The following is a 21,048-nucleotide window of genomic DNA, read 5'->3' as shown; positions in this document are numbered from 1 at the left end:
GGTATTAGAATAATTCATCTCCACTTTTATAGTTGAAACCTGGATGATTATCAAATCTAACAGCACCTATGACTGCCTTCCCTTTTACTGCTCTATTTACTATTGCAGTACCTTCTATTCCGAATCCAGCACAAAGTTCTATTGCGGTAATGCCTTCCTCAGCTAATTCAATTGCTACTTTTTCAGCTTCTTGATAATTATCAACGCCTACTACAGTTAATGATACGTTTGGGGTATCTACTACTGTTTTGTGGTTCTTGGGATTAGCTTCTGGAGCTATAAACATAAACGCTGCTTTAAGTTTCATATTTATTCCTTCCTTTCAATTCAATGTCACTATGACAAAATTTAAATATGATTATTTAAGGTACATTAAAAACAATAAATATGATTGCTTGTCCGTTCTTATTTATGATTTTTTATGTATTTCTACACACATTATCATAATATTTGTTCGTATGTCAAGACTAAGTAAAACTATCGTCTTTCATTATTTTTCAGCTATAACCTTATCAATAATCAACACCGCCTGATCAATTTCTTTCTCTGTCACTGTTAATGGTGCTATAAAACGGACTACATTATGATCACTTCCACAGGTCAGTAGCAGAAGACCTTCTTCTAATGCCTTCTTTTTTATATAACTTGCTAGTTCTCCATCGGGATTTCCTTGTTCATCTACAAATTCAATCCCACACATCAAGCCGATTCCCCGTACTTCCCCAATGATATCTGTGTACTTTTCTTGTAAAGAATATAAGCTTTCCATGAGATATTTTCCCATAGTCTTACAATTATCTAATAGATTTTCTTCTTCAATAATTTCTAATGTCTTCAACGCTGCTGCACAGGCAAGCGGATTTCCGCCAAAGGTTCCACCATGCGCACCGGCAGGCCACTTCCTCATAAATTCTTTCTTTGCAATTAAAGCTGCTAATGGAATTCCCCCGCTTAATGCTTTCGCAGAGGTAAGAATGTCTGGCTTTACATCAAACGTCTGATAAGCAAACAGTTCTCCTGTCCTGCCAATACCCGTCTGGATTTCATCATAAATTAAAAGTATACCATGTTTATCGCAAATCCTTCTTAACCCTTGCAAAAACTCTTTTGGTGGTACAATATATCCCCCTTCTCCCTGTACCGGTTCCACGATCATTGCAGCAATACAAGCCGGATCAATTAATTTATGGAAGATACTATCAAACTGTTTTAAACATTCCATATTACAATGACATTTCTCTTTTCCAAATGGACATCGATAGCAGTTCGCATAATCTGCCCAATAAACGCCCGGCATCAATGGTTCATAATATTTCCGATAGGCGGAACTGGAACCTGTTATGGAACAACAGCCTATTGTCCTTCCATGAAAAGAATTTTTAAAGGAAATAATTCCTGGACGCCCTGTTATGTATTTAGCTAACTTCAACGCACCTTCATTCACTTCTGCTCCGGAATTACTGAAATATACCATGGTATCTCCGCCCGTTAATTCAACAAGCTTTTCTGCCAAAGCTACATAAGATTCATAATATACAACATTATGTCCAACATGAATCATCGTGTTGAGCTGCTCTTTCACTGCTTCCACTACTTTTTTATTCTTATTCCCCAAATTGTTAACTGCTACACCACTGGCAAAATCCAATATCTTTCTGCCATCCTCTGTATATAAGTAATAATCTTCAGAATTAATGACTCCAAGCGTTGTAGCCCTGTTCGCAACAGGAGGCATTACTTTTGTTGCCCTCTCATACATAGATTTCATCAAACCACTCCCTTATCATTTACTGGCTTACCGTAATAGGTAAGTGCGACCATTTCTTTCATTACCTCTATGTCCACTTCTACAGGATTTACTTTCGTGGCTCCCAACATGGAATGTTCTACAAGTTTATCAAATTTTGATAGATACTCTTCTTCCGATAATCCCGCATCATAAAAACAGTTTGGAATCTGAAGCTCTTCTCGCATCTTTCTTATACTATCTACAATATCATTACATTTACAATGGTAAGACAAGTTTTCTAATTTCTCTGCAACTAAATTATTTCTTCTGTTATATTCTAAAACATACGGTAATATAATGGCATTCGCTAAACCATGTCCCAGATTAAATATAGCACCGTAAGAATGTGCGATTCCATGCACCATGCCAAGTCCAACATTAGCAAAACCTATTCCAGCCATAGCCTGATAATTATGTACCTTTTCTCTGCTTTCCAGTGTTGCATCCGTACAAGATATCGGCAGCCATTGCATCAATCCTTCAATCGCTGCCCGGCACAACCCCTCATTAAAATCATCTAAATTGTGATTGGTATATGCCTCTATTGCATGTGTTAATGCGTCCATTCCGGTCTCCGCAGCGATATGAAACGGCATAGTCATTGTAAGCACCGGATCTAAAATTGCTATATCAGGTCTTAAACAATCTGTCATGATTGGAACCTTTAACTCCTTTTTGGCATCTGTTATCACGGTACCTCTTGTTACTTCTGAAGCAGTTCCAGAGGTTGTAGCCACACAGATTAATTCTGTTTTCCGATTTTTAGGAATTAATCCTTTTTGTATCCGTGACAAAACATTATCAAAATTTAATTCAGGAAACTCATAAAATAAAAGCATTGCCTTGGCAGCATCCATTGCTGAACCGCCGCCAATAGCCAATACAAGATCCGGGGTTTCTCTTTTCATACATTCAACCCCTTCCATTACTTCATCAATGGTCGGATTTTTTTTGATTCCCGAGTATACCGTTACTTTACTATTAGATTCTTTAAGATATCTTTTAACCCTTCTGATAACACCGGATTTTTCCATGGAACTTCCGCCTGTTACAATAAATGCGTGCCTGCACTCCACCTGTCTTAAGTATTTTAGGGAATCCGGACCTATTACAATTGCCTTTCCACTCAGAACTATTCTTTTCATGTGATCTTCCTCAATTCTTTCTCTTAATTCATAAGCTACTAAACTAGTTCAAATACTTTTTCCTTGTTGCCAGTTAAATAATAAGCTAAGTTTTCACCACTGATTCTTCGATGTTTTTCGAAGGATGTGTCGGAGTAAAATGCACTATGTGGTGTTATTAGTACATTATCCCGATTTAAGATTGGGTGTCCTTTTAGAACCGGTTCTTCCTCTTCCAATACATCTAATCCTGCTCCTTTAATCAGTTCTCTGTCTAAAGCTTCTATCAAATCGGCTTCGTTCACACTTCCTCCCCGTCCTACATTAATAAAAAACGGATGTTTTCTCATTTTTTCAAATGCTTCTAAATTGAAATAATGATAGTTCTCTTCTGTCAGATTCATATGATTTGAAATAATATCAGCTTCTCTTAATGCCTGCTCTTTATCAACTAACATTACATCAAGATTTTGTGCAATTTCTTTTGATAAATATGGATCCACGGCGATTACTTTCATGCCAAAAGCTTTAGCTCGAACTGCCACCGCCTGCCCAATCTTACCAAATCCAAAAATTGCAAGCGTTTGCTCTTTTAATGGTCTGCCTCCATCAATTTCATGATATCTCCATATATGATCCTTCTCAATTCGATTGCCGTAATACTTCAGATTTCGGTTTAATCCCAGCATAAAGGCCAAAGTGTGTTCTGCTACCTCATCCGTACAATATTCAGCAATATGACAAATTGCGACTCCAAATTCCTTTGCATCTTCTAAATTTACATTTTGATAACCTGCCGCACTAATCGATACACATTTCAGACTCTTTGTCTGATGTAATAATTTTCGGTTAATAGGAAGGAAGGTAGTAAGAAGACCTTCTGCATTTTCTAGTGCATTTACTAATCCTTCTTCATCTTCATATGGATACAACTTAATTTCCGCATCCGGTATAATATTTAAAATAGCTTGGTACATTACTTTATAATCATTCTCCATTACTTCCGGGGTATCACTAATTACAATTTTTCTCATTTTTCTCTCCTCTAAGATTTTTTAAAAAATTTTAAAATTTCAGTTAACGCATTCACTACTTTCACCATTTCTTCTTTTGTACCAATTGTAATTCTTAAATAATTATCAATTCGTTCTTGAGAATAATGTCTTACTAATATTCCTCTTTTTTTTAATTCCTTTTCTAACAAACCAGCATAAATGTATGGATGCGTAACAAATACAAAATTTGTATGTGTATTAATTGACTGAAATCCCAGTTCAATCAATTCTTTTTCTAAATATTCCCTATTTTTAATAACTTCCTGAATACATTTGATAAGATAATCGGTATCCTGGATAGCTGCAGTTCCCGCCGCCAATGCCAGGGAACTTAAATTATAAGGATTAAAAGTAAATTTAATATTATTCAAATCTTCAATAATATCCTTAGATGATATCGCATAACCAATTCTTGCTCCAGCCATATTCCGGGACTTAGAAAAAGTCTGAACAACCACAAGATTTGGATATTTATCAACTAAACATACACATGATTCATTACCATAATCTACATATGCCTCATCAACAATTACCATTCGTTTCTTATTTGCTGCCACGATACGTTCGATCTCTTCAACTGAAAGTCTTATTCCTGTAGGGTTATTAGGATTTGCAAGGATAACATCCCGATCAGATTTAATATAATCATCAACATCTATGGTGAAGTCTTCCTTTAATGGAATCTGAAGCATATCTAATCGATATGTTTTTGCATATGTTCTGTAAAAATCGTAGGTAATATCAGGAAAACATACTTTCATTCCTGGCTTAAAAAAGCTCAAAAACAGAAAACCTAAGACTTCATCTGCTCCGTTCCCAACAAAGACCTGATCCGTATTGACCTTGTATACCTTTGCAATTGCTTCTCTTAATACCATGCAATGAGGATCCGAATAATGACTCATTCCATTAATTTCTTGATTTGATATTGCTTCAAGTACTTTTGCAGATGGTTTGAACGAAGATTCATTCGCATTTAGTTTTATATATTCCCTATCATTAGGCTGCTCACCTGGAACATATGGCTCCATTTCATTATATTCGTCACACAAAAAATAACTACTCATAAAATCACCTCCTCTATTCTCGCCATAATGGAAAAGTCATACAGTGAGGCCCGCCTCCTGCTTTCAAAATTTCAGTAATATCCAGCGGAATCACTTCCATTCCCTCTTTGGATAATGCTTCATTCACGACTTCATTATGTTTTAACGATAATACTCTGTGGCAGCCTAGACTTTGCAGGTTACAACTATGATAAAATATTGTTTCTTCTGGAACGCAGACTAACTTAATATCCATTTTCCTCAAATACTTCTGAAAGTATTCCGGTAAGCCTTCTTTATATGCAACAGCCAAATGGTCATCAACCAAATTAAAGCACATGTCCAAATGCAGATACTCCGACTTTAATGGTACTGGAATTACATCATATCCATAAGGTAACAACTGTTTCTGTATCTCTTCTACTCCTCTCTCATTGCTTCTGTCAGCCATTCCAATAGCAATTGTTTTTTCATTCAGAAACGCAAAGTCTCCCCCTTCAAAACAACCTTCCTTTACTTGCGCAATCATTGGTATTTCAAGCATTTTCATCTTATTTTTATAATCAATCTGTTCCAGTTCTCTTATCGGAAGCTTAAATCTTCCTAAAATATAACCTTCTTTCACACATCCTCCAAAGTCTCTTGCAAATACAGAATTTGGACGTTTGGGATCTGCTTCTAAAAATTCTATCTCTACCCCTGCCTGTTTGTAGGCATTAACTAATGCCTCATGTTCTCTTAACATTTTCTCACTGTCTAATACGCTGCTTTTCCATTTTTTCGCTATTTCATTAATTGGCGCAGGTTTTAAGTATTCCGGTTTTGATAATAAAACCCTTTTTAACCTTGCCGTTCCGTTTCTAACAAACATTTTTAAATCTCCTTGTTATGATAAATAAAAGTCAACAGTTTCTTTTATCAGTTCTGGAAGAACTTGAAATGTATAAGATATATTTACTCTTTCTGACCACTTATGCGCATCCTTTCCATAGCCCCCAAAGTTTACAGCCGGTATATTTAACGATTTGATCTCATGAAACGGCAATGGGTATAATAACTTTTGTTCAGGAAAGTTCCTGCATAGTAATTCAATTGCTTCTTCATCATCATCAATCTTAAGGTAACTGCTATCTGTAAGACTTGGAAAAAACCGTTGTAATTGATAAGATTCCTCGAATTTTTCGCCAACCCTCTTTGTGATATTTCTTAAAGCAGAGACTATTTCCTCCTCTTTATCTTGCAACGTATTATGTGGACAAAAAGGTGCTGCAAAAAAAAGAACAATTACGGGATTCATTATCTTAGCCTGATTTAAAAGAAAGCGAACCAAAGGTATCGGAATTTCTCTTTTGTCCATTCCATCTTTTAAGGCTTTTTCTGCCATAGTTTTTAAAATCTTCTCTAATTCTTCAGAGCCCATATTCTTTTGTACCAGACTTAGTAACTCCTGATAAGTCAATACCTCTGTTTGATAATCCTGTTTTTCATATTTTTGACCTGTCAATCTGCAGTAATCTTTATATCTGTTATGTAACATTTGCAGAACTTCATCAAATACTTCTGCGGCAGCGGTTTTTAATTTATCGATTGTGCATTCCATAGATGCATTATGTACAAAATAATTAAAATAAACAAACGCATCATTAGGGGTCTGCACATTATACCACTCTTTTAAATCTTTCATCTTCAGCACTGCCGGAGGTAGGGTATATTCACCTTTAAACTCATCACAAAAGTCGGTATTGAGATTAATCTTCTCTACTAATTTTGCCGCAACTGCTGCCGCATCAAACCCTTCAAAACACTGTCCCACATGAGTCTCTTTTCCTTGAATATAAAAACATGGGAGTAGTTTTCCTACCGCGCCTGTATAAACGTATTTTTTGGTGTCCCCAGGATACAATGGACATATATAATCGTTATTAATTGCAAGCTTATATACTAATCCATATTTCTCTTTTAATTCATGTAAAATAAGTATTCCCTCTAAAATACCGGTATGAAGGTTTTCCTCAACTGGGTTAAAAGAGACCAATATATTACCGGATAACTCATTTACTTTTTGGCTAAATTCTTTCAGTAAGGTGAGAAATACCGCATCTCCGCTTTTCATATCTAAGGCCCCTCTTCCAAATATATAATCTCCCGATTCTAAATCTTCTTTAACATCTATTGGCAGCTTAATCTCTTTGAGTTTTTCCATAAGTTCATCAACATCACATGCATACGCTTCTAACGAAGCATAATCTTCTATACCAACCGTATCTGTGTGGCCATGAAAAAAAATCGTATCTGCTTTCTTTTCCTTTTCCCCAATTAGTAACGCAAATACATTTCTCCTTTCCAGCGGATCTTCTTTCAAAGGTTGAACAATTACCTGTTCAGAGTGTTCTTTAAAATAAGGAATATCCCGAATATAGTTTTCAATAAATTGTCCAATCTTTTTTTCACCGGGAGTTGTATTTACGCTGGGAATCCCAACTAACTCTTTTGTCAACTGTAACATTTCCTGATACATAACTTCCTCCTTCTTCCTGTATGATATAAACTAAAAAAGCACCTTTCATAGTCTTCTATGAAAAGCACCTTCGCCTTAATAAAAATATAATAGCAGATAAATCTTTGTCTTTACTATAGCACCTGAAACAAATTTACCCCCGTCCTCTTTGTAACTTTTACAATATTAATTAATTATGAATAAACTAACTTTTTGTTGAATTTAAAAACCTTATCTTATATAATATAACATTATTTAGGAGGTCTTTTTATGTTTAATGTAGCATCACTTTTTCAATTTGATTTCTTTTCAAAATTCACTATTATTGCAGGTGAATCCGGGTTAAATCGTAATATTTCCAATGTAGTTATATTAGAATACGAGGAATTTGAACATAATTATTCTGGTTTTCATGAAGGTGATTTTGTACTCACTTCGCTTTTTTATGCCAAAGACAATCCCAATTTGATTCAATCCTCATTTTCTCGCCTTATGGATATAGGTGTTTGTGCCATTGCAGTAAAAAGTGTATATTATACGGAATTACCGAAAGAAATCATTGCACTTGCCGACAATAAAAAGGTTCCTATCTTTTTGTTTCACTCTATCTATATGGAGGACCTTATCTTAAATATAAGTGATTACATACGCTCTACCAGGCAGTTTGATTATTATGAGAAGAATCTAGATCAACTGTTAAAAGAAAATCCTGCTCCGGAAGCCATAACATCCTTTATAAAGGACGTTAATATGGAATTTAATAGTTATATAACATCTATGTATTTAGAATACAAAGACACAATAGATTCTATCACTTTTGGACGTGACTTTAACAATTTACTCTACCGCAAATCCCAGCTTCAAAATACCAATCAATTTTTCTGTATGAAGTATAAAAATGGCTTACTCTTTCTTTATCACTATAAAGAACCAATGGATAGTGATACGGTACTCAACAATTGGCACTGGATCATTCGTGATTTATCTCTGGTTCGCGAACAGTTCAATATAGGAGTAACAGAACAGGTTCTTCCTATAAACAAGGCTGATATTTCAATACGCCAAAGTTTGTATACGATTCATGCCTCTTCTAAAGATAATGTAAACTATGATAAGTATGGCGATATTGGAATATATAATATCATTCTTCCGCTCAAAGAAAATCGATATGCTTTTCATTACCTGCAGCTGAAATATAAAAAACTAAAAAATTATGACAACAAACATGGAAAATGTCTCATTCAAACGCTTGAACAATATGTCTCTCAAAATCATCAGATTGATACGACTGCAAAAATACTTTTCCAGCATCCAAATACAATACGTTATCGGATTCAAAAAATTAAGTCTATTCTTGGATGTAAAAATGATTTCGAGTTTGAGGTCGTTTCAACTTTTATGATTAAGGCAATTCATGATACGAATTATGAGTATAACTAGAATAATTTTATGTCCTACACAAAATAGGGTTCAACGTTTTCGATAAAAATGCCTTCAAATTTTCATTTTTAGGACGGTCGAATACTTCCTCAGGTGTTCCTTCCTCTGCAACGACTCCTTCATATAAAAATATAATTCGATTAGCTATCATTCTGGCAAAACCCATTTCATGGGTCACACATATCATAGTCATCCCTTCATTCGCAAGGGATTTCATCACTTCTAAAACTTCTCCTACCATTTCAGGATCTAGTGCTGAAGTAGGTTCATCAAATAATATGACTTCCGGCTCCATAGCCAGAGCACGGCAAATTGCAACTCGTTGTTTTTGCCCTCCTGAAAGTTGATTCGGATAGGCCATAGCTTTATCCTCCAATCCGACTCTTTTTAACAATTCGATTCCTTTTGCTTTTGCTTCCTCTTTACTCTTTTTTAAAAGTTTTACCGGACCTGCAATTAAGTTCTCTAATATGGTCAAATGAGGAAACAAATTAAAGTGTTGAAATACCATCATCATTTTTTGACGATGTTTATTGATATCGGTATTGATATCGGTTATTTCATCACCATTGAAAAATATACTGCCAACAGTCGGTTCCTCTAACAGATTTAAACAGCGTAAAAACGTTGACTTTCCACATCCCGAAGGTCCTAAAATTACTAGGACTTCTCCCTTTTTTATTTGCGTAGTGATACCATTCAAAACTTTTATATTTTTAAAATTTTTCTGTAGATTATCAACCTGAATCAAAACATTTTCTGAATTAAACATCGATTCGAAGCCTCCTTTCAATACAAGAAACTATATGTGTCAAAAACATCACGATAATTAGATATATAATTGCAACTGCAATTAATGGTAAAAATGCATCATATGTACGGCTCCTTATAAAATCCCCGCCACGGGTCAGATCCATAATTCCTATATAGCCGGAAATTGCCGTTTCCTTTAATAAAACAATAAACTCATTTCCTAATGCCGGAAGAATATTCTTAAATGCCTGTGGCAAAATAAAATTCCACATAGTCTGTATATAGTTAAATCCGATACTCCTACCAGCTTCAAACTGACCTTTATCAACAGACATAATACCCGAACGTACAATTTCAGCAATATAGGCAGATGAATTAAGACCGAAAGCAATTGATGCCGTAAAAAGCTTATTTACATCTACGGATGAAAAAATAACATAATATATTATTAAAAGCTGTACCATAGCGGGTGTCCCTCGAATTATCGTTAAGTAGGTTTTACAAACAAAATTCAGGATTTTCCCTTTTCCTGTCATATCACAAGCAGTTCTTATCACTGCAATGATAAAGCCAAGTACGATACCGATAATTACAGCAAAGAAACTTATCTGCAAGGTCATAAGCAAGCCATCAGTCAAATACTTCCATCGGTTATCCTTCAGAAAATTTAGCTTTATACTATCCAAAATACTGGTTTCTACTAAATTTCCACTTTTACATACAATAATAACTTGCGTTGCTGTTGTATATGGTTCTGTAAAATCTATACTACGCAAGCGGTCCTCAGTTATCGACATCCCTGCTACACCAACATCTGCTTTTCCACTTTGTACCGCTCCAATGATTGAATCATACTCCATATTCTGTACAATCAGATTCATTCCTAGTCTGTCAGCTATCGCTTGTGCAATGTCGATATCTATCCCTACAATTTCACCATCCTCCATATATTCATATGGTTCAAATGCAGCGTTTGTAGCAATTGTTAAAGTTCCATTATTACGCTCTACATCTTTAGGTGATTGATAGGGAAATTTTCCTATGGTAGAATCCCCTATATAATTATTAATGATATTATTTAATGTCTTATCCTTTTTCAGCTGAGCAATGACTTCATTTATCTGATTTTTTAACTTACTTTTATCTTTCGATATACAGATAGCATATTCTTCTTTTTTAAATTCCTCGTCTAAAATAGATAACTCACTGTTTTTATCTGTAATTGCTTTTGCAGGTTGTTGATCAATAATAATACAATCCACTTTTCCTTGTTTTAGAGCTTGTGCCGCATCTGCTCCTTTTGTAAATCTTTCAATGACAGCACCCTCTTTCTCATAATCGGAAGCATAAATATCACCAGTAGTCCCTAACTGAACACCAATAACTGCACCAGCCAGATCTTTAACGCTTTTAATCTCATGCTCTGTCTGTTTTTCCTTTTTTCCGCAACCATTTAAGAAAGCTAACACCAATATTAGTAGTATCCATACTGAATAAAACTTTTTATTGTTTTTAAATGTCATAGAATTTCTCCTTCCATCTTCCTCCTCAATTATTAAATAACAAAAAATCAAATTAATATGTTCTTCATTTTGTGCGCACTTTCTTATAGAACACTTTAGGCTTTACTTATGGAGCTCCTTTAAAAGTAAAAAAATAGCAAGAAGGTCATTCTCCAGGAATGACCTCCTTGCCATCTAAATTGATTTAACCCGAATTATATCAATTTATCTGTTTCTTTTCTATATTAGTTTTTACAAATTAATACCTGTCAAATTTGTAATTATTACAAATTATTCAACAACCGGAAACGCAATCGTTACTTTAAACAAATCACCGTCTAAATATATTTCGAAAATTCCCTGCTGCAATTCCGTCAGATTTTTTGCAATTGACAAGCCCAGACCACTGCCTTCCGTACTTCTTGATACATCTCCACGAATAAATCTTTCTGTTAATTCTTCTGCCTGAATATTTAAAGGCTGCTCTGAAATGTTTTTAATTGAAAACCTGGCTTGTTTCCCTTTGATAACTTCAAGATCGGCATACACTCTTGTATTTTCCATAGCATATTTGGCAACATTATTATATAAATTCTCAATAACTCTCCAAATCCTGCGTCCATCTGCATTTATAATTACTGACTTATCCGGTAAACTTTGTACCAATATCAATTGTCTCGAATCGAACTTTTGGCTGAATTCTCCACTTGTCTGTATAATTAACTCTTTAAAATTAATTCTTTCCATAACTAAAGTAATATTTCCAGAGCTAATCTTTGAAGCTTCTACCAAATCTTCTGTTAAATGCTTTAATCTTTGTGATTTGGAATCTAAAATACTAATATAATTTAATATTTTTTCATCCGTAATATTTTCTCTCTTTAGTAAATCTACATAATTGATGATAGATGTAAGGGGAGTTTTAATGTCATGCGAGACATTTGTAATCAAGTCTGTCTTCAAACGTTCATTTTTCACACTCGCATCGACTGCATTCTTAAGTCCATCTCCTATATTATTAATTGCTCTTGCAAGTTCTTTGTTATCACCTCGGAATTCATCCTCCAAAAGTTTATAATTTAAGTCACCGTTAGATATTTGACCAACGCCTTCCATTATTTTCTTTCTTTGAACCGTTTCTCTTAATAAGAAAATCCCTACGGTAATTAATTCAATTAATAGTAGAAATATATAAGTCCCATCTCCGTTACCAAAACCGATTCCAGCTAATATTAAAGCGATAAAACAAATCAATCCATATGTAAAAAATACCTTTGTGGTCACTTTTCGATTTCGAAAAACCAAAACAATATTATAACATATCATATAAAATATAGAATTCTTCCAAACCGTTTTTGCTTTAAAACGCCTTACTAAGCTTAAATATCCACACATAAACAGACAGTGAAAAATATAAATTAAAACTCCAAAAGTAATCAAGTATTCAAATCTATATTCTAACTCTGTTAATGAAAATATGATACCGGAAAGTATTAACAATGGTATTGTTATTATCAGCCCCGCTATCTCGGTCTTAATATGATCGAACCAATTTAAATGGATATCTAAATCCCTGGAAACTCTACCTGCTGCACAAGTTAAATAAACGAAGCATAGAAAACAGCCTACTACACTTGCGATTCCTAAAATGACTCCCAGCATAAACCATGGCTGCAATTTTTCATAACCACTTTTTACTGTTACAAAATTATCTTTAATCGGGAAGTTTTTATCTATTCCAATTAAAATCTTATAATTGCTTCCCTCCAGAAATGAATACCTTTCAATATAATCATAAAACGAAGAGGATGTTTTATCAATATTACTATCAAAAACCAGCGTATGTGCATCATAAAACAAAAAAACACCTAATTTCTTCATTTTATCCTTAACAGAATCTACGTTTTTATTGTTTACCATATCAATGTTTAATGTCTTTAGCGTAGAATCCATATTATCGTATTGCATTCCCGTTTCTTCATTTACAAGAATATATGATAAGTTCGTACTTCCTTCTTGAAATTCTCCAGCACTTTTTTTGTAAGATGTAACATCTTTTAAAATCCTGTCTAAAGTGCCTTCTAAATACCCTACCGCTTCCAAATATCCAGTATAATCTTCTACATCCAGATATCGTTCCTTTAAACTCATTCCATCTTCCGGTAGAAATTCTTCCTCAATAATAGAATACAGGTTTTCTGAAGGATCCATTGCCTGTGCTTCTTCTTTGATTCCTTTTTTGGCCCATTCTAAAAGATCTGCTAAATAATAATTTAAAGAACCGGTATTCTTTCTGGTAAGTTTCGAATTATCCTCATAATAATCTTTAATGTTAATCGTTTTCTTTCCATCATATACTCCAGCTGTCTCAAAATTACTGCGGCCCTGTAGATAATTAAACAAGTCGCCCATGGTATTATTCAATTCGTCTCTAAAAAACTGAGTATTAACAAACTCAGTCTCATAAATATCTTGAGAGAAATAATTTTGTTGAAATGCCAAAGAAACCACACAGCCACTTATAATAAATGTAATAATAAAAATCTGCTGGAGAATAAGTACAATGATCTTCCATCCACCGGCATACCTTTTATTTTCCACTAGTTTTCACCTAGCCTTTCTCAATTTTATAACCTACCCCCCAAACTACCTTTAAATATCTCGGTTCTCTTGGATTAATTTCAATTTTCTCTCTAATATGTCTTATATGTACTGCTACTGTATTATCTGCTCCAATGGCATCTTCATTCCATATGTTCTCATAAATCTGGTCAATTGAGAAAACTTTACCCTGATTCTTTACTAATAAAAGTAAAATGTTATATTCTATCGGTGTCATTCTAACGGGTTCTCCATCTACCGTCACTTCTTTCAGATCATCATTAATAAACAGACCTCCGACTTGGAATGTCTGGCTTTCTTCTGATATAACGTTTCCCAGCTGGGTATAGCGACGTAACTGAGACTTTACTCTTGCTACTAATTCTAGCGGATTAAAAGGTTTCGTCACATAATCATCTGCACCAATATTTAAGCCTAAAATTTTATCGGAATCTTCTGATTTCGCCGATAAAATAATAATCGGAATACTACTCTCTTCTCGAATCTTAAGAGTTGCACGAATACCATCTAATTTTGGCATCATTACATCAATCACCAATAAATGAACCTCATTACTTTTGAGCATTTCAAGAGCTTGAATTCCATCATAAGCTTTTAAAATGTTAAATCCTTCCTGCTGTAAATAAATTTCTATCGCATCTACAATTTCCTTATCATCATCACAAACTAATATGTTTTGCATTTTCATCACCTCGCTTTCATTATACACCAACTTGGAATTCCCTGCAAAAAGTTTCGGCCTAAAATATCTTAACAGACAAGTATTAATAATAGTTAATTTTGATTCTTAACTTTTCCTTAAAAAAAACCGGCTCCTAATAGCCGGCTCTCATTTCATAAATTGGAATCATTATTTTTACCAGATAGTGGACATGCGTTTTTTCAATTATTAGACTTCCTCCTGCTTCTTCTAATAACTTTTCTGTTATTTTATGGCCAATCTTTGTACTTTCCACTTTCTTTTGATGCCTTCGTATCGTATTTTTAATTGCTACAATGGCAAACCCATCCTTAAGTTCACAGTCAACATGAACCGGATTTTGTTTTTCTGCATATTTTTTTATATTTGAAAACATATTGTCAAAAATTCTGTATAATACTTGCGCATTGATATAAATTTGATATCCCTGTGAAAACAATTCTGTTTTCACTTGATACCCCTGACTATCTAAATAATAAATCTGTTCCGTCAAAATCTGATTGATAGAATCTTCTCCTTTTAATACTTCAGGTTCCTGTTCCCCTTTTTGCATATCAAATGCTAAAAAGTATCGAAAAAGGCAATCCGAGATTTCCTTGATCTGATACGCATTATTTCTTGCTCTATGTATATAATCTTTCAATTGTTTCTCACCATTATACTTACCATATTCTACAATATCCAGATAACCGATTTGTTTTGTAAGCGGCGTCCTAAGATCATGAGACATAGCTGTTATTAATTCATGATTAGCCTGAATAGCCTTTGACTCATTTTCCATTTTCTGTATCACCGATAACCGCATTTCATCGATACTTTTAGCTAAATAAGCTAACTCGTCATTACCAGGCAGGGAAATTTGAAATTTTAGATTTCCACTTTCTAGAATTTTCATATCATTTGCAAGCTGACTGATATAAAAAATCCTTCTTCTAATAAACATAAGAAACCAGCTTAAAAAGCAGATTAATGTTAATGCTAAGACCACTCCAAATTTAATTTTATAATAGTGAGCATTATCATAACATATTGGATAACAATATACTGTTGCATCAGCAAACACAATCTTATAAGAATTTAATCCATAATCAAATAACGTTCCTGAAACAATACTTCCTTCGTATGCCTCTTGCTGTTGATACATCTTTTCAATTACTTCAGTCTCTCCCGAACAATAAATATCAATATTCTTTTGTTTATCAATCCAATCATAAATTAAATCGGTATCATATATAGTCAACTTATTATCACTAACAAACTTTTGGAATCTAATCATTAGTTTATCTGTTTTTTTCTTTTCATGACCTGGAGTATCAAGATAATGGCTTATATAGTATTCTCCGACATTATCAGCAACCAAATAAAAAGCAACTGATATACCAAATGAAAGTACTAAGCAGCCGATTAACTTAAGTCCTAATTTCGTTTTCCAAATACTTCTGAACTTACCCAATTCGATACCCCTTTCCCCAAACAGTTTTTATATATATCGGTTCATGTGGGTTATCTTCAATTTTTTCTCTTAGTTTACGAATATGTACCATTACTGTATTATTGGAAAATGAAAAATACTGCTCTTTCCAAACAGCTTCATATATTTCTTGTGTAGTAACGACTTTATTTTTATTTCTAACAAGAAACATCAAAATACCGAATTCTATATTAGTTAAAGTAATCTCTTCCTGACCTTTCGTAACGCCGGATGCCCCTTCATGAATTAATAGATCTCCAATCCTGATTTCCTGATTATTCAAAGACCGTTCTTTTCCCTTATAAATATAATATCTGCGAAGCAGACCTTTCACTCTGGCAACCAATTCAATAAAAGAAAACGGTTTTGCTAAATAGTCATCTCCACCTGACAAAAATCCTGTTTCTAAATCAGAATCCTTTGTTTTGGCAGTAAGAAATAAAATGGGTACTGTTGATTTCCTTCGAATTTTTGAACATACATCATAACCGTTCATGCCTGGCATCATAACATCTAAAATAATGAGAGAAATAGAATCATCAATGACTTCTATCACTTCTTTACCATCAGCAGCTTCTATAATCTCATATCCTTCACTTTCCAAAAGTACTTTAACAATTTCTCTAATTTCAAAATCGTCATCTACAACAAGAATTCTAACTTTATCCATAAAATTATCCTCTCTTTATCTGATCTCTGTCTCTTTCCTTGAGGTATACGTATAGTAATTCATCAGGGGATTATCTCATAAAAATTAAAATAATGAGACTAGCAGACAACTGCTTTGTCTCATTATATCTCGCAATCCTAATTTTTTCTAGATGTAATCATAATATTCCAATATCTGTTTAATCGAACAAACCTTTTATAAATTCTACAATAGCTGTAAAAACTTTTGAAAGTGTTCCTCCCATAGATTCTTTCAGCTTATCTGTATCAAGATTTAAATCGCCTAACTTATCATATAAAGATTTGGCCTGTTCCTTTAAAGCATCTACATCGATATCCAACTGATTAATTTTGTCCATTAAACTTACGATTTGAGCTTTATCATCTTCTGTTAATTCGATATCTAGAGTCTTACTCCCTTCATCGATCGCTTCTAATATTTCATCTTTAGATATATCTTTATTCGCTGCTACTGCTTGTTTCACATATGCTATTAATTCTTCTGCTTTTTCATTATCACCAACTGTCTCTGCCAATTCACCGGTAACTACCAATTCATTCGTTGCCGCATCAACATTAGATTTACTAATATTTTCACCTGTCATTTCTTCATAGGCTTTCGTAGCTCCTACAAGTGCTGCAGTTCCTGACAATTTAAAAGGTCCTGCTACAATAATATCTGCATCTGTAATTCCGGCTGTAATCAATGCATTTCGATACATACCTGTTGTACAATAAGAAATATTTTTCGTTGTTACCTTGATCCCATTTCCAGCTTCTCTCTGAACTACCAGAACTGAAGATAACGCTTTATCTCCAATTACACTAGAATCCAGATAAGATCCAAGGTAATCATATTCTTCTTTATTTGTTACATAAACTACATCATAATTTTTTAAATCAGTGTCTGTCAACCCCATCAGGCTCAACACTTTATCCTTTTGTTCTTCCGTCAGATCCTTTCCTAATGCCAAGTATGGCTTGTCATCTTTCTTTATGGTAACATCAGGTGCGTCTGCAAATGCTGTCGTACCACACATCAATAACATAACTACTGAAACTATAGTTGCTAAAAATCTTTTCATCTTCATTTCTTCCTCCATTAATTAGTTACTTGTTTATTTCTGCAATTTTTACATTCAGCCAAGATTCTATATCTTTGAAAACTTGCTCCTTATCTAATTCATTAAGAATTTCGTGTCTGTCATCTTTATACAATTTCCACATGATATCTGTCATACCAAGCATTCTGAACTGCTCATAAACTTCCATAACGGCCTTACCATATTTACCAACAGGATCATCCTGCCCTGATACAAAAAAGACTGGTAAATCTTTCGGCATTTTTTTCAGGTTGGACTTTTGATTTATATACTGAATTGTGTCAAACATATTATAATATGCGTTCACAGTAAAAATAAATTTATTTTTAGGATCCTTTTTATATTCTTTTATATTAACTTCATCTCTGGAAAACCAGCTTTTTGTTGGATCTTTCTCTATTTTAAATTTTTTTCCAAAATTTCCAACCGCTAATTTATTTACCAATTTACTTCTGTAATGCCAGCCTCTGAAAAAAGCAATAAGTTTCGTTAGCATCTTACTTAATTTTAAAAGTAATTCTGTTTCATTACCAGTACCCATTATAATAGCTCCCTGAATACCTTTTCCATACATTATTAAATATTTTCTGGTAAAAAATGAACCCATACTATGTCCTAAAAGGAAATAAGGCTTCTCTGGATATTGTTCTTGAATCACCTTCTTAAGCCTATGCATGTCCCTAACCAGAACGGTAGTCCCATCATTTTCGCAAAAAAAACCTCTGTCTTTTTCAATAATGATGGAATCTCCATGCCCTAAATGGTCATTTCCAACTACCAAAAAACCCTTATCTGCTAAATAAGATGCAAATTCATCATATCGTCCAATATGTTCTACCATACCATGTGCTATCTGAAGTACCGCTTTGATTTCACCAGACTCTGGAATCCATTTTTTGGCATGTATCTTCGTTCTCCCATCTCTTGAAGGGAAATAAAACTCTTCTGTATACGCCATGATACCATATCCTCTCTTTAGTAAATTATACATTTTAGGATTATTATAGCATAAAAGTCTTTGTTTTTTATTAAGTTTATCAAAATAAATTATAATATTTAGAATCCTTTTTCTTTATTATAGTCATTATTTAACATTTTATTTCTCTTTTTATTAAACCTTATCATATATTAACAATATTCCTATTTTATATGGTTACATTAAATTTTTATGATATAAATGCCATATTTTGTTGACACTACGCAAATCCTCTTTTATAATTAGTCAATGTATACTAATAATATAATATACTTAAATAAATATAAAGGAGTGTAAAAAATGAGGAGCTTTGATTATACAATTACTGATCCAGAAGGAATCCATGCAAGACCCGCCGGAACATTTGTAAAAGCTGCTGCTGCCTTTGCCTGTAAAATTACAATTGCAAAAGCAGATAAAGAAGCAGATGCAAAGAGAATCTTAGCAGTTATGAGCTTAGGTGTAAAAACCGGTGAAACTATAACAATCACTTGTGATGGAGCCGATGAAGAAAAAGCTGCAGAATCACTTGAGTCTTTTTTGAAAGAAAACCTTTAAAAAAAAGCTGTTGCAAAATGATTTTTATCATGGCAACAGCTTTTTTATGTGGCTTTTAGCTTGTAAAGATCTGTATTAAAATAAATCCCATTCTCTTGGATCTACCTGACCCGGTTCTGGATTTTCGGTTATGGTCTTTGTAGAATCACCAGAAAAAATTAGAGTCCCGTCTTCTTTTAATCCTATGGTAGTATATCCTCCTGCATAAATCGCTAAAATATTTTTCCATTTTTCTACATCACACTGTTTATCTTCATTTGATCCTGCAGCAACAACTGTTCCATTGGACTTTAAACCTGCATAATGTTCTTCTCCAGCAGCAATATCTACAATATTTTTCCATTCTTCTGCGGTTTTATTTCCAATTTTATCTGGTAATTTTACTATTCCATCTGCAGTTAATCCCATCCAATACATAGTTACTCTTTTTAATTCTATTATATCATTCCAGCCTTCATAGACCCCTGTTTCTAACTTATTTTTATATGGCATACCTGCAGCATAATCTGACCAAATAGTAGTACCCTCCTTCTTAATTCCAATTGCAACACTTTTTGAAGCTACCACATGTTTTATATCTTTCCAGACCTTTACCATTTCATTTCTTGTTTGAATAGTTTCTTCTCCCCCTCCTTCTTCGGGGTCAACACGCCCTGTTGCTACTACAGTTCCATCTGACTTCAAACCCATTATATGGGTGTCACTTGCTGAAATTTCTATTATATCTCTCCAATCACTTGTTTCACACTGACCTAAATCGTTAAGACCTGTTGCTACCACAGTTCCATCTGATTTTAAACCTGCTGAAACATGCCAACTTGCACTAACCGCTACTATGTCAGTCCAGTTTTGAGTATTGCACTGACCATCTTCATTTTCTCCCCAGCTGTATACAGTCCCATCAGGCTTAACCCCTAATATATGTAACGCACCTACTGCTACTATGTTTTGATACGGCTCTATTTCTGTTCGCTTTTTATCTACCGGCTCTAAAGGTGGTTCTTTTTCTGGTTTAATTGATAAGCCAATCCCTATACCAATCCCTATTATTAACAGTACTACTATAAAACCCATAATTCCTTTTCTTTTTATCACTATTCTTCACCTCCAAACAACTCATTAAAATTATCTATATCTTCACTATCTCTAAACTTCTCTCTTATTTCATTTTGTTCTTTATCAGATAATTTATTCCACCCTCTGTTATAATCACCTATACCATAATAATAAATATTCAAATAGGTGGTAAAATTAAATGTCAACTTTTTATTTGTATTATACTTTTTAAATATCTTCTTCGCCCAAGCAATCCTAGCTCTAGTCTCCACCGGATTCATATCTGCCTTTGTAATGGTTACTTCGCCAGAATTCGAAACTATCATACTGGAACGTATCCCAAGAGCTTCTAGTGCAAAGCCTATTTTCAATTCTTCCTGCTTTAATGATAATCCCTTGTTATGGGCCTCTATCTCATTATAAAGTTTTGATATATCCACAACCATGGTAGCAGCTTCATAGGCTATTCTCACACCTGCCGGAGATTTTTTTAATATCTCGTCAATCTTTTCATTTAGCTTCGCACCAACCGTTACATCAATCAGTTTATTTATAAAATAGTTCTTAACCTCATCTTCAAAACTTCTTTTCTCTGACTGTAACTTCTTTATTACTGCATTATTTAACCTTAACTGTTGATTTTCGGACCACTCTAAAGTTTCATATGATACAAGGCTTTTGTCTTTG

At 33.8% G+C, this 21,048-nt stretch carries 19 protein-coding genes; 2 read left to right on the top strand and 17 right to left on the bottom strand.

Going from position 1 to position 21,048, the window contains the following annotated elements:
* Window positions 1–4: 4 nt before the first annotated feature.
* From DWV06_RS00750 to DWV06_RS00720, 7 genes are all read right to left on the bottom strand, one after another.
* The gene (locus tag DWV06_RS00750) at window positions 5–307 is read right to left on the bottom strand and encodes a DUF6506 family protein (RefSeq protein ID WP_115480270.1); all 303 of its coding nucleotides are present in this window, start codon (window positions 305–307) and stop codon (window positions 5–7) included.
* A gap of 183 nt (window positions 308–490) precedes the next feature.
* Window positions 491–1,768 carry an aspartate aminotransferase family protein gene (locus DWV06_RS00745; protein ID WP_115480269.1) on the bottom strand — a complete coding sequence of 426 codons (1,278 nt, stop codon included), beginning with the start codon at window positions 1,766–1,768 and terminating at the stop codon, window positions 491–493.
* A complete protein-coding gene (locus tag DWV06_RS00740) occupies window positions 1,768–2,934 on the bottom strand; it encodes an iron-containing alcohol dehydrogenase (RefSeq protein WP_115480268.1) in 1,167 nt (388 codons plus the stop codon). The genes DWV06_RS00745 and DWV06_RS00740 overlap by 1 nt, the downstream gene beginning before the upstream one ends.
* Before the next feature lie 38 nt (window positions 2,935–2,972).
* Complete coding sequence (locus DWV06_RS00735) at window positions 2,973–3,947, bottom strand: C-terminal binding protein (RefSeq protein WP_115480267.1); 975 nt, start codon at window positions 3,945–3,947, stop codon at window positions 2,973–2,975.
* An 11-nt stretch (window positions 3,948–3,958) separates the two neighbouring features.
* Window positions 3,959–5,035, bottom strand: a complete 1,077-nt coding sequence (gene hisC, locus DWV06_RS00730) for a histidinol-phosphate transaminase (protein WP_115480266.1) — start codon at window positions 5,033–5,035, stop codon at window positions 3,959–3,961.
* Window positions 5,036–5,048: 13 nt separating this feature from the next.
* On the bottom strand, window positions 5,049–5,885 hold the full coding sequence (locus DWV06_RS00725) for a dimethylarginine dimethylaminohydrolase family protein (protein ID WP_115480265.1): 837 nt from the start codon (window positions 5,883–5,885) through the stop codon (window positions 5,049–5,051).
* A 15-nt stretch (window positions 5,886–5,900) separates the two neighbouring features.
* On the bottom strand, window positions 5,901–7,532 hold the full coding sequence (locus tag DWV06_RS00720) for a M20/M25/M40 family metallo-hydrolase (protein WP_115480264.1): 1,632 nt from the start codon (window positions 7,530–7,532) through the stop codon (window positions 5,901–5,903).
* A gap of 249 nt (window positions 7,533–7,781) precedes the next feature.
* Here DWV06_RS00720 and DWV06_RS00715 point away from each other — a divergent pair, with 249 nt between their 5' ends.
* On the top strand, window positions 7,782–8,951 hold the full coding sequence (locus DWV06_RS00715) for a PucR family transcriptional regulator (protein ID WP_115480263.1): 1,170 nt from the start codon (window positions 7,782–7,784) through the stop codon (window positions 8,949–8,951).
* Between the two features lie 7 nt (window positions 8,952–8,958).
* Here the strand turns inward: DWV06_RS00715 and DWV06_RS00710 are convergent, their stop codons facing one another.
* From DWV06_RS00710 to DWV06_RS00675, 8 genes are all read right to left on the bottom strand, one after another.
* Window positions 8,959–9,723: an amino acid ABC transporter ATP-binding protein gene (locus tag DWV06_RS00710; RefSeq protein ID WP_115480262.1), complete on the bottom strand. Its 765-nt coding sequence runs from the start codon at window positions 9,721–9,723 to the stop codon at window positions 8,959–8,961.
* Window positions 9,716–11,227: an ABC transporter permease subunit gene (locus tag DWV06_RS00705; protein ID WP_115480261.1), complete on the bottom strand. Its 1,512-nt coding sequence runs from the start codon at window positions 11,225–11,227 to the stop codon at window positions 9,716–9,718. The genes DWV06_RS00710 and DWV06_RS00705 overlap by 8 nt, the downstream gene beginning before the upstream one ends.
* A gap of 270 nt (window positions 11,228–11,497) precedes the next feature.
* Complete coding sequence (locus DWV06_RS00700; protein ID WP_115480260.1) at window positions 11,498–13,807, bottom strand: sensor histidine kinase; 2,310 nt, start codon at window positions 13,805–13,807, stop codon at window positions 11,498–11,500.
* Between the two features lie 10 nt (window positions 13,808–13,817).
* Window positions 13,818–14,510, bottom strand: a complete 693-nt coding sequence (locus DWV06_RS00695) for a response regulator transcription factor (protein ID WP_115480259.1) — start codon at window positions 14,508–14,510, stop codon at window positions 13,818–13,820.
* 133 nt (window positions 14,511–14,643) lie between these two features.
* Window positions 14,644–15,981 carry a sensor histidine kinase gene (locus tag DWV06_RS00690; RefSeq protein ID WP_115480258.1) on the bottom strand — a complete coding sequence of 446 codons (1,338 nt, stop codon included), beginning with the start codon at window positions 15,979–15,981 and terminating at the stop codon, window positions 14,644–14,646.
* Complete coding sequence (locus DWV06_RS00685; protein ID WP_115480257.1) at window positions 15,974–16,669, bottom strand: response regulator transcription factor; 696 nt, start codon at window positions 16,667–16,669, stop codon at window positions 15,974–15,976. The genes DWV06_RS00690 and DWV06_RS00685 overlap by 8 nt, the downstream gene beginning before the upstream one ends.
* Before the next feature lie 178 nt (window positions 16,670–16,847).
* Entirely contained in the window at window positions 16,848–17,759 is a 912-nt protein-coding gene (locus DWV06_RS00680) for a DUF1002 domain-containing protein (protein ID WP_235828869.1), read from the bottom strand.
* Between the two features lie 19 nt (window positions 17,760–17,778).
* Window positions 17,779–18,729, bottom strand: a complete 951-nt coding sequence (locus DWV06_RS00675) for an alpha/beta fold hydrolase (RefSeq protein WP_115480256.1) — start codon at window positions 18,727–18,729, stop codon at window positions 17,779–17,781.
* Window positions 18,730–19,047: 318 nt separating this feature from the next.
* Between DWV06_RS00675 and DWV06_RS00670 the strand changes: the two genes are divergently transcribed.
* Complete coding sequence (locus DWV06_RS00670) at window positions 19,048–19,305, top strand: HPr family phosphocarrier protein (RefSeq protein ID WP_115480255.1); 258 nt, start codon at window positions 19,048–19,050, stop codon at window positions 19,303–19,305.
* Between the two features lie 75 nt (window positions 19,306–19,380).
* On the opposite strand, the gene DWV06_RS00665 is transcribed toward DWV06_RS00670, so the two are convergent.
* Window positions 19,381–20,400 carry an RCC1 domain-containing protein gene (locus tag DWV06_RS00665; RefSeq protein ID WP_115480254.1) on the bottom strand — a complete coding sequence of 340 codons (1,020 nt, stop codon included), beginning with the start codon at window positions 20,398–20,400 and terminating at the stop codon, window positions 19,381–19,383.
* Window positions 20,400–21,048: hypothetical protein (locus tag DWV06_RS18490; protein ID WP_162300535.1), on the bottom strand; the 649-nt coding region annotated here is incomplete at its 5' end. The genes DWV06_RS18490 and DWV06_RS00665, both read right to left, overlap by 1 nt.

The sequence above is a fragment of the Anaerosacchariphilus polymeriproducens genome (assembly GCF_003363435.1).
Taxonomy (GTDB): Bacteria; Bacillota; Clostridia; order Lachnospirales; family Lachnospiraceae; genus Anaerosacchariphilus; species Anaerosacchariphilus polymeriproducens.
Note: the sequence above shows the minus strand (reverse complement) of the source record. Positions and strands in the feature narration are given on the sequence as shown.